The 392-nt window shown below is 67.9% G+C and carries 1 protein-coding gene; it reads right to left on the bottom strand.

The features are described 5' to 3' along the window. On the bottom strand, positions 1-392 hold a 392-nt coding region (locus UCMB321_RS28965), incomplete at both ends, for a condensation domain-containing protein (protein ID WP_040072080.1).

Genomic DNA, 392 nt, shown 5'->3' with positions numbered 1-392 from the left:
GACCACCTGTTCGAACGGCAGGTCCTGGTGGCTGTAGGCATCCAGGGTGATGGCCTTGATCCGGGCCAGCAACTGGTCGACGCGGCTGTGGGCCTGGACATCGACCCGCAGGGCCAGGGTGTTGACGAAGAAGCCGATCAACCCTTCGGTTTCCTGGCGCGGGCGGTTGGCGACCGGGGTACCGATCACCACTTCCGGCTGGTTGCTCAGGCGCGAAAGCAGGATCGACCAGGCGCCGAGCAGGGTCATGAACGGCGTCAGGCCCTGTTGCTGGCTGAACTGGCGCAGCCTGGCACTCAGCCCGGCCGGGAGTTCCAGGGCCAGGGTGGCGCCGAGGTAGCTCTGCACCTGGGGACGCGGATGGTCGGCCGGCAGTTCCAGCAGGCCCGGTG

This window comes from Pseudomonas batumici, assembly GCF_000820515.1.
In the GTDB taxonomy this organism is placed as follows: Bacteria; Pseudomonadota; Gammaproteobacteria; order Pseudomonadales; family Pseudomonadaceae; genus Aquipseudomonas; species Aquipseudomonas batumici.
Note: the sequence above shows the minus strand (reverse complement) of the source record. Positions and strands in the feature narration are given on the sequence as shown.